Source organism: Corallococcus sp. 4LFB, from assembly GCF_046520365.1.
GTDB lineage: Bacteria > Myxococcota > Myxococcia > Myxococcales > Myxococcaceae > Corallococcus > Corallococcus caeni.
In genome coordinates this window covers 1-9,132 of sequence record NZ_JBKGHJ010000357.1, presented here as the reverse complement: position 1 = coordinate 9,132, position 9,132 = coordinate 1, and the positions used below count along the sequence as shown (strand labels likewise).

Sequence of the window (9,132 nt, the reverse complement as noted above, 5' to 3'; positions counted from 1 at the left end):
CCCTGGTGCGCGCGCGCGTCCTCCTGCAACTGGGCGAGCACCGCGTGCAGCATGCTCGCGACCTGCGCGCCATTGGCCGCGTGGTGGGCCTGCAGCTCCGCGGCACCGCCGGGTACGTGAGGACGAGCCCGCGGCCCTGGGCGAGCTGATCCGCGCGGTCCCCCGGCAAGAGCGCGTGCCAGGCGCGGGGCACGTCGCGGCTCTCCGCGTCCTTCACGTAGTGGAAGGCGTCCTGCGCGCCGTGCGCGAAGCCCGCGAGCACGTCGCCGCGAGTCACCGTGAGCTGCCCGTTCACGCGCGTGACGGCGTTGCCCGGCCACGGGCCCGTGAGCGTGCCGTAGAGGTAGACGGGGTCGTTGAAGCCCTCCGCGTCGGAGGGGTGCTCCACCAGCTCGGGGGAGAAGAAGAACAGCTCCGCCGCGGCCAGGCGGCGCGGAGGACGGCCGGCGGCGACCTCGTGGTGCGCGAGCTGCGCCTGCACGGACGCGGGCAGCCGCGCGCGCTCGCTGCCGGGGATGAGCTGGAGCTGGCCCACGACGTCGGAGCAGACGAACCACTCCGGCTCGCCGAGGTACGCGGGCTCCAGGCGGAACGCGTCCAGGAGGTGGACGACCTCCGAGGCATCGCACGGCACGGCTTCGACCGGGCTGGCGGCGTGGGGAACGAAGTAGCGGGGCGGGCTCACGGAGGCCGCGACAGGCTGGCGCAAGCCGCCAGGGCAATCAAGTGGCGGGGCGGCGTCCCCGGATCCGCGCAGCGGCGTCGAGTCCATCGTTCGTTCCACGCCCCTTAAGAGGCCCGGGCGTGGAGCGAAAGGCACTGCCCAAGCGTCAGGCGGGCTCGATGAAGTTGAGCCGGTAGCCGTCCGGGTCCGTGACGACGACCTCGCGCGTGTACCAGGGCTGGACGGTGGGCCCTTCCACCGGAGCGCCCAGGGCCGCCGCCTTCGCGGCCACCGCTCCGACACCGAGTCTGCTGGGCTAAGGAGGGCCGGAGCGGTGGGATATTCAGATTATGCGGGACCATTACGGCGCCCGAACTCTCGATGCTAGCGACTGCAGCGCGCTGTAGGTAAGCGTGAGTCAGCCGCGGCGGTCCACCGCGTCGCCCATAGCGGGAATGAACTCGCTAGGCTCCGTCCCTGCCCAAAGGACATACAGTGAACGGCGGCAGCGCGAGAGCGCCACCAAGAAAAGGCGTAGGTCGTCCTCGCGTCGTGTCTCCCGGTGCAGTTCGCTCTTTACGCTGCTGAAGTCTGGCATGCGGTCACGGTCCGCTCCCACTACGATGCAAAGCTCGAACTGCTGGCCCTTGATTTGCCGCGCTGAGCTGAGAGTAATGGCCTTCTGGGGCGTGCGCCGGCCCTCGCCCTCAGGGCGGTGGTGCTGGATACCGTTGGCAACGAGGAAGGTGCCTACCCGCTCTAAGAGGGCATCATCGAAGCCGATGACACCCACATCCCGGGCCTTACCCCCACCGTCGAGGTAGCTGCTCACGATGTCGCGCACCTGGGCAAGCATTGCTTGCTCCCCTGCAAATCCGCTGACGATCGGGCGCTCGCCGTTGTTCCCCTCGCTGCCCGTCTGAAAGGCGCCCCAGTTATCGACGAGGCCGAGCGTCGGGTAGGCGGTGATGAGCTGGTGAAGGGCGGCGACGATCTGGCGAGTGCTGCGGAAGTTCTGTTCAAGGCGGGTGCCTTGGAATCGCACGTCGGTGTCGAAGCCAATGTCTCGCAGGCTGGGGTAGCGGGCATAAACGGCCTGCGCTTGGTCGAAGCACATCATCATCCCCTCAGGCCTCTTCACCAAGTGGCGCAGGAGCGTGAGTTGGTTGCGGAAGAAGTCCTGAGCTTCGTCGAGGATGAGGTAGTCAAAGCCGTCCTCCGGCTTGCGGTACTGCTGCCACACCGTCTTGGAGACCTCCTTGATGGCATCGTTCGTCAGATCATCCGAGTCCACGAAGCCAAGATTCCGGAGAGTTTCGTTGTAGATGGTCGCAATCTCCCAGACGAAGCGCTTGAAGGGCTTTTCCGCTGCGGCCAGCCACCAGCCCGCCGGCCGCTTTTCGTTGAGGTAAGTGGTGAGGTCCGCAATATCCCGAGCCTTGATGAACTGGCTGATTTCGGTCTCGATTTCCCAGAGCCCGGTCTTGCTGCGGGCGTCAAACTGTGACCAGAGAGACTCGTACTCTCCGCCGCTGAGTCGGCGTCGAGCCTCGTCGACGGCGAGCCGCAGGGCCACGTGGCGGTTTGCGTCCCCCTTCTCCGCGCGGTAGGGGGCAAGCGGCTCAATCCCGAGTTCATCCACTTTCACAAAACGAGCGCACCACTCGTGGAGGCTGGTGATGGCGATGTGCTGCGGATGGGAAGGCGCGAGAAAGCGCTCCAGGCCCAGTCCGCTGACTTGCTCCAGCACCTTCACTCCAAGGTCGGCGTTGAAGACGAAAAATCCGATGCGTGCCCGTTGTCCCTGCTCCTCCGCGCGCCTCGCGAGGTAACCCGCTCGCATAACGGCAGTGAAAGTCTTTCCGGTGCCAGGGCCACCCTGAAGGCGAATGGGGGCGTCGCGTTCAGTCTTCACCACCGAGGCTTGCTGCGGAGTGAGCATTGCGAGCGCAGACTCGAAGCTCTGCCCGAGAGAGGCCGAGTGCCCCATTGCGCTCATCTGGTAGACCTCAAGGGTTGTCAGGCGCTGCTCGCGTCGACGCGCATCGGCGATGAGCTTGTGCTGGAAGGCGCGCTCGACAGCGTCGTACTGCCCCTCAGTGAGGTGGTCCATCAGGCCGATGAGATCATCTTCAATGCGCATGCCGAGAACTTGCCGCATGATTGTCTCGTCAATAATGCCGAGTTCGCGCAGTCGGTTGAGCGGAAGCCACCCGTCACGGAGTGGCACCTCGGGAGGATGCGTCTCCGTAGTTCGCGGCCGGTCCAATGGGTCAAGCCGCTCGCGCATCCCGAGTGCTGCCTCCTGCAGCTTGCGGTAGCCCGACAGTTGCTGCTCGGGCGGCTGCCGGATTGATGCAGAACCAGCGTGCGTGGCCCAGGGCTTGGCGTCGAACAAGCCTAGTACCGCCGCAAAGCCTGATGCCTCCACAAGGAAGTGGAGGCGATGATAGTCACCCGGCGCGAAGACAGAGTGGATGCTCTTCTGGCGGAGGTACTTGAGGCCAGCCCGCTCGCGTGCCGAGTCGATGTTGGCCACGTCGAGCATGCGCCGGAAGAGCGACTCCCAGTCGCGGTCAGTAACGAACTCTTCGACGACGTTGCCTGGGAGGATGATGTCGCGCCACGTCTCCTGCAGTGCTCCGTCGGCGGCGGGCGACACATCAAAAATGCCCGTTACCCCCGACAGAATGCTGGCTGCACGGAAGCGTCGGTCGGCCACCTCGAAGTCCAGGCTGCTGCGATTAATGGGCGGCGGGGTCTTGTCCACATATTCCATCGCCTTGGCTAGTGCAGCGTGCCCCTTCGCCCCCAGCCTTCTCAGCATCCGCTCACTCAGCCACACCGTGTTCACGCGGGTCTCCCATGTGACGTCCTCGTGCGATCGTGCCGGTCCATAATGGAAATGGTCAACGCGGTTCACGTCACCTTCCATCGGACACGCGCATGGCGGAAGTCATCTCGTACCGAGGGCTCAGCCTAAACTGCAGCTATAGGATTTAGGGGCCCGGACGTGGAGCGAAAGGAACCGCCGGGCCTCAGGAGGGCTCGATGAAGTTGAGCCGGTAGCCGTCCGGGTCCGTGACGACGACCTCGCGCGTGTACCAGGGCTGGACGGTGGGCCCTTCCACCGGAGCGCCCAGGGCCGCCGCCTTCGCGGCCACCGCGTCCACGCCGTCCGAACCCGCGCGGAAGCCCACGAGCACGCCCATGCCCTTTCGTCCCTCCAGCTTCAGGCTTGAAGGGTGGCTCACGAGGTACACGTCCGACTCGCCGCCCCACTGGAGGCGGAGGATGGGAGGTTCCGACGCGATGCGTTCGAAGCCGAGGCCCTCGTAGAAGCGCACGGAGGCCTGCGCATCCGTCACCAGCAGCTTCACGAACGACCGCATTGTCTGGGGCTTGTCCATGGGCGCGGCAGTCTGCCCGGAGCGGTGGAGGGGCGCCACGCTCGCGGAGGGCCATTATCGGGCCCGGGACGGAATGACCTATCGTCGGGCCCGGATCCGGCTTGGGACCGGTCCGAAGCGCAAGGGGACGGGCTCATGGGTGACGTGACACGCACGCGACAGGCCCCTGGCACCGTGGCCTACGACGACGTCAACGAGCTCATCGCCACCGCCACGCGGCTGATGCAGAAGGACGCCGCGCCGGACACACTCACCCCGGACGACCTGCGGCGCATCGGCGAGGAGCTGGACATCCCCGCGCGCTACGTGGACCAGGCGCTGGAGGCGCTGGCCCGCCGCCGTGAAGAACAGGCCCGCGAGGCCCAGGCCCGCGAGCGGCGGTCGCGTCAGCGCCGCGCGAGGCTCCGGAAGGGAGCGTGGGTGGGCGTGGCGCTCGCGGGCGTGCTGGCCGTGTCGGGGCTCGTCGTGCGCAACGGCCTCACCTCCACGTTGGCGGACGTGGCGCGGAAGCGGGCCCAGGTGCGCAACGTGCTGGAGCGCCGCGAGTCCCTGCGCGCGCGAGCGGATCAGCTCACGCCTGGCCTGAACCGCGACGCGGAGCTGGCGGGCGCGGACAACCGCGTGGCGGTGGAGCAGCGCCGCTACGACGAACGCGCCGCGGCCTACAACGCCTCCGCGGCCTCCTTTCCCACAAGCTGGGTGGTGCGCCTGAGCGGCCTGCCCCCAGGGCTTCCGCTGTCCTCGGAGGTCTCCCCATGGTGAAGACCGTCCTCTTGACGTTGCTGTTCCCCCTGCTGGTGCTGGCCGCCGTTCCCTCCATCACGCGGCCGGTGACGGATCCACAAGGGATGTTAACGCCTCAGGAGACGGAGGCCATCTCCCGTGCGCTGGTGGACCTGCGCGCCCAGAAGCAGGTGCAGATGGCGGTGCTGCTGGTGGAGAGCACGAACGGCCAGCCCATCGAGGACTACGCGGAGGCCATCTTCCGCGAATGGAAGGGCGGGGAGGCGGGCCGGGACAACGGCCTGCTGCTCGTCATCGCGCGCGGGGACCGGCGCTCGCGCCTGGAGGTGGGGTATGGGCTGGAGTCGTCGCTGACGGATGGCGAGACCACCGACCTGCTGCACGCGCAGGGCCCGCTGCTGCGGGAGGGACGGTTCGAACCTGCGTTGCTCGCCATCATCGCGGGCGTGCGTGAGCAGGTGTCTCCCGATGATCTCCCGAGCCCTGGCGGCGCGACGATGTCCTGGACGCGGTTCGAGTCGCGCATGTTCCTCATGGTCCTGTTCCTCACGGCGTGCGTCGTGGCGCGGCTGCTGCTCCAGCTCCAGGTTTCGGGCCTCCGGGACCTGAAGAACTCCGGGCTGGCGGCGATGGTGGTGGCGCTGCCGCTGGGCACGCTCGTCTCCATCGGCTGGTCCGGCCCCTGGTCCCCGGTGTTCACCCTCGTCGTGTATGGCGTGCTGGTGGGCCTGTTCTTCTGGGGGTGGTCCCTGCTCAAGCGGAAGCAGACCCTCTGGGGCCTGCTGCTCCTCTTCCCCATGTGGAGCGTCCTGGTGGGCCAACTCTGGACCCGCGTGCCCCTTGTCAATCTTGCGGACTTCTTCCGCTGGATCCTATTGAGCTCGCTCGTCTCGATCCCCGCTTCCCTCCCATTCCTGTTATTGGGGCTGATGGTCCACCGGCTGTTCCAGCAGCAACGCGCCAACGCGGCCAGGAGCTACTCCGGCTCGAGCGAGAGCTCCTCGTGGGGCTGGAGCGTCGGCTCGTCGTCGAGCTACGACTCTTCATCGAGCTCCAGTGGGTGGTCCTCCAGCAGTGATTCGTCCAGCTCGTCCTCCTCGGACTGGGGCGGCGGTGGCGGCTCTTCCGGCGGCGGTGGCGGCAGCGACTCCTGGTAGCCCCCCGCCGCCTGTCTGGCCGCCTGCCCTCCGCGCGGGTGGCGTTCCGCACCGGACATCCCGGCGACCGTCTCCGGGGGCCCATCGCTTGCCTGGGGGGCACTCCCTACCTTGGGGGGATGAAGGCTTCGCGCAAGGGGGTCCCGTCTACGTGCCGCCCCGGACGGTGTGGTCGGTCGGGGCCCAGGTGGTGCTGCTCGTGCTGCTGGGCACGGCCCTCCAGCGGCTGGGGCCCGTGCTCACGCTGCTGGCGGTGGCGCTGCTGCTGGGGCTCGCGGCGGAGCCTGTCGTGCGGCGCTTGCAGTCCTGGGGGCTGCGCCGGGGCCTGGGCGTGGCGCTCATCGCGCTGACCCTGCTGGGCATCACCGGCCTGCTCATCCTCACGCTGGTGCCGCTGCTGGTGGAGCAGCTCCAGAACCTGGTGCACGCGGCGCCGGGCTTCCTGACGGAGCTGACGCAGCGCCCTGGGTGCGGAAGCTGGATGAGCACTTCGGCGTGCTGTCGCATCCGCAGGACGCGCTCGGCATGGAGCCCGGTGTGCTCGCGAGGCCGCTCATCACCGTGCTGTCGTCCACGGTGGAGTTGATGGGCGCGGGCATCACCGTGCTGGCGCTGGCCGTGTTCGGCCTGCTCTTCGGCCAGGACCTCTACGCGAGCATCCTGGGCTGGGTGCGCCCCCGCAGCCGGGCTCGCGTGCGCCGCGTGGTGGGCCGGATGCGCGAGGCGGTGGGCAACTACCTCGTCGGCACGCTGCTCATCGTCAGCGTGGGCGGTGCCTTCACGGCCTTCATGTCCCTGGCGCTGGGCGTGCCGTACTTCCTGCCGCTGGGGCTGGTGGCGATGGTGCTGGGGCTCATCCCGTACATCGGCAGCGTCATCACCGCGCTGCTGGTGACGGTCACGACGCTGGCGTCGGTGGGCTCGAAGCGCGCGCTCATCGCGCTGGTGGTGTTCATGGTCTACCAGCAGATCGAGTCCCACCTGCTGAGCCCGCTGGTGCAGCGGCGGGCCATCAAGATGAACCCGCTGCTCATCTCGCTGGTGGCGCTGGTGGGCGGCACCGTCGCGGGGCTCCTGGGCGTCATCCTCGCGGTGCCGGCGGCGGCGGCGGGCAGGTGTTGCTCACGGAGGTGCAGCGCGAGCGGCGCAAGACGTGGAAGCGCGAGCGGCGCCTCGCGGCGGCCCTGCCTTCCGGCCTGGGGAACGTGGACGAGGCACTGTTGGCGGGTCCACTTGCTCCGCCGGGAAATGAAGCGCGGCGTGCGCCGCCTGTGGACTCCGGGCATCCTGGGACGCCGCACTGAGCAGGCCTCCTTCCCTGAGCACCCCATGACTTCCGAAGAGAGTGTTTCGGCTTCCTTCAAGCGCGCGGCGGCGGAGCGCGCGGTGGACTTCATCCAGTCGGGCATGGTGGTGGGATTGGGCACGGGCAGCACGGCCGCGTACGCCGTGCGGCGGCTGGGCGCGCTGCTCTCCGCCGGGACGCTGAAGGACGTGGTGGGCGTCCCCACGTCGCGCGCGACCGAGGCCCTGGCCGTGTCGCTGGGCGTGCCGCTCACCACGCTGGACGTGCACCCGGTGGTGGACCTCACCATCGACGGCGCGGACGAGGTGGCGCCGGACCTGTCGCTCATCAAGGGCGGCGGTGGGGCGCTCCTGCGCGAGAAGGTGGTGGCGCAGGCCAGCCGCCGGGAGATCATCGTGGTGGACGCGCCCAAGCTGTCGCCCCGGCTGGGCACGAAGTGGCCGGTGCCGGTGGAGGTGCTGCCCTTCGGCTGGCGTTCCCAGGCGCTGTTCCTGGAGTCGCTGGGCGCGCGCGTGGTGCCGCGGCTGGCGCTGGACGGGGCGCCGTACCACACGGATCAGGGCAACGTGGTGCTGGACTGTGACTTCGGGCCCATCGGTGACCCGGCGGCGCTGGCCGCGAAGCTGGAGTCGCGCGCAGGGGTGATGGCGCACGGCCTGTTCCTGAACCTGGCCACCGACCTGGTGGTGGCCGGCCCCGAAGGCATCACCCACCGCGTCCGGGGCGCGTGAGGCGCAGGGCGTCCTCGGCGGTGTCCACGTCCTCCTCGCCGCCGGGCAGCGCGACCTCCACGACGCGCGAAGGGTCCCGGGCGATGAGCCCGCGAGCGCCGTCCGTGGGAGGAAGGGCCTCCAGCTCGGAGAAGAGGGCGCGGGAGAAGAGGGCAGGGACGCCCCGGGTGCCCGCGTAGGCGGAGGCGACGATGGGCGCGTGCGTGTGCTCGAAGGTGGAGATGAGCGAGCGCAGGTGGGCCGCGTCCACGCGGAGCTGGTCGCAGAGCATCAGGACGGCGCCGTCCACGTCCGGAGGAAGGGCGCGAAGGCCTGTGTGCAGGGAGGAGCCCTGACCCAGCGCCCATTCCGGATTGTCCACGCACCGCACGGTGAGCCCGTCCAGCTCCGAGGCGACGTCGTCACGCCGCGCACCGAGCACGACGACCACTACCGGACTCGCGTCCAGGGCGCTCCGTGCCGCGCGCCGCACCAGCGACGTGCCCTCATGGCGAAGCAGCTGCTTGGGCTGCCCCAGCCGTGAAGAACCACCCGCGGCGAGCACCACCACGGCCACGGTCATGCGCGCCTCCACGGGTGAGCCGACGCCGTGTCCGCCGCGCAGGCCGTCACGCCGACCTGCGCTCCGGCGCCGCCGCATCCGCGTGGATGGGGGCCTGCCGCTCGCGCAGCCTGCCCCCGTCGCGTCCGGCGAGCACCGCCTGCACCTCCGCGATGATGGACAGCGCGATCTCATCCGCGCCCTCCGCGCCCAGGTCCAACCCCATGGGCGCGTGCAGCTTCTCCAGCTGCGCCGCCGTGGGCGCGCGCGCCAGCTCCCGCAGGATGCGGTCCGTCCTCGCACGGGGCCCGAGCACCCCCAGGTAGCGCACCGGCAGCGGCACCAGCCGCTCCAGCAGCTCCCGGTCCTGCGGCAGGCTGTGCGTCATCACCAGCACCACGCTGCGCGCCGACAGCGGCACCTTCTCCAGCACCTCGCTGGCCCGGGACGCGACGTGCGCCTGGGCCCGCGGGAACCTGCGGCGCAGCAGCTCCACCGGCCGGTCCGCCACCACCGTGAGGTGCCACCCCAACCCCTGCGCGCGCGCCACCACGGGCGCGACGTCGAAGCCGCCGCCGA

8 protein-coding genes and 2 pseudogenes are annotated in these 9,132 nt (G+C 69.3%); 4 read left to right on the top strand and 6 right to left on the bottom strand.

All coding sequences use genetic code 11. The annotated features are described in order from the left end of the window. From ACLEQD_RS30110 to ACLEQD_RS30095, 4 genes and pseudogenes are all read right to left on the bottom strand, one after another. A pseudogene (locus tag ACLEQD_RS30110) lies at positions 1-709 on the bottom strand (hypothetical protein); the annotation flags it as partial. 121 nt (positions 710-830) lie between these two features. Continuing rightward, a pseudogene (locus ACLEQD_RS30105) lies at positions 831-944 on the bottom strand (VOC family protein); the annotation flags it as partial. A 138-nt stretch (positions 945-1,082) separates the two neighbouring features. Continuing rightward, positions 1,083-3,587, bottom strand: coding sequence for a UvrD-helicase domain-containing protein (locus ACLEQD_RS30100; protein WP_410388805.1), 2,505 nt, complete (start codon positions 3,585-3,587; stop codon positions 1,083-1,085). 115 nt (positions 3,588-3,702) lie between these two features. Next, positions 3,703-4,056 carry a VOC family protein gene (locus ACLEQD_RS30095; RefSeq protein ID WP_410388803.1) on the bottom strand — a complete coding sequence of 118 codons (354 nt, stop codon included), beginning with the start codon at positions 4,054-4,056 and terminating at the stop codon, positions 3,703-3,705. 153 nt (positions 4,057-4,209) lie between these two features. Here ACLEQD_RS30095 and ACLEQD_RS30090 point away from each other — a divergent pair, with 153 nt between their 5' ends. The 4 genes from ACLEQD_RS30090 (at position 4,210) to rpiA (ending at position 8,012) form a co-directional block, all read left to right on the top strand. Then, the gene (locus ACLEQD_RS30090; protein WP_410388802.1) at positions 4,210-4,836 is read left to right on the top strand and encodes a hypothetical protein; all 627 of its coding nucleotides are present in this window, start codon (positions 4,210-4,212) and stop codon (positions 4,834-4,836) included. Then, the gene (locus ACLEQD_RS30085) at positions 4,830-5,975 is read left to right on the top strand and encodes a TPM domain-containing protein (protein WP_410388800.1); all 1,146 of its coding nucleotides are present in this window, start codon (positions 4,830-4,832) and stop codon (positions 5,973-5,975) included. The genes ACLEQD_RS30090 and ACLEQD_RS30085 overlap by 7 nt, the downstream gene beginning before the upstream one ends. 151 nt (positions 5,976-6,126) lie before the next feature. Beyond that, positions 6,127-6,561: an AI-2E family transporter gene (locus tag ACLEQD_RS30080; RefSeq protein ID WP_410388798.1), complete on the top strand. Its 435-nt coding sequence runs from the start codon at positions 6,127-6,129 to the stop codon at positions 6,559-6,561. Continuing rightward, positions 6,444-8,012: a ribose-5-phosphate isomerase RpiA gene (gene rpiA / locus ACLEQD_RS30075; RefSeq protein ID WP_410388796.1), complete on the top strand. Its 1,569-nt coding sequence runs from the start codon at positions 6,444-6,446 to the stop codon at positions 8,010-8,012. The genes ACLEQD_RS30080 and rpiA overlap by 118 nt, the downstream gene beginning before the upstream one ends. Here rpiA and ACLEQD_RS30070 read toward each other — a convergent pair. Together ACLEQD_RS30070 and ACLEQD_RS30065 are read right to left on the bottom strand one after the other, a co-directional pair. After that, positions 7,987-8,574 (bottom strand): NTP transferase domain-containing protein, encoded by a 588-nt coding sequence (locus ACLEQD_RS30070; protein ID WP_410388795.1) that lies wholly within the window; start codon positions 8,572-8,574, stop codon positions 7,987-7,989. The two genes, rpiA and ACLEQD_RS30070, sit on opposite strands and share 26 nt — an antisense overlap. A 46-nt stretch (positions 8,575-8,620) precedes the next feature. Then, positions 8,621-9,132: XdhC family protein (locus ACLEQD_RS30065; RefSeq protein WP_410388793.1), on the bottom strand; the 512-nt coding region annotated here is incomplete at its 5' end.

Coding starts and splice junctions, on each gene's coding strand:
- ACLEQD_RS30095 (WP_410388803.1), bottom strand. CDS start 4,056: ATGCGGTCGTTCGTGAAGCTGCTGGTGACGGATGCGCAGGCCTCCGTG.
- ACLEQD_RS30090 (WP_410388802.1), top strand. CDS start 4,210: ATGGGTGACGTGACACGCACGCGACAGGCCCCTGGCACCGTGGCCTAC.
- ACLEQD_RS30085 (WP_410388800.1), top strand. CDS start 4,830: ATGGTGAAGACCGTCCTCTTGACGTTGCTGTTCCCCCTGCTGGTGCTG.
- ACLEQD_RS30070 (WP_410388795.1), bottom strand. CDS start 8,574: ATGACCGTGGCCGTGGTGGTGCTCGCCGCGGGTGGTTCTTCACGGCTG.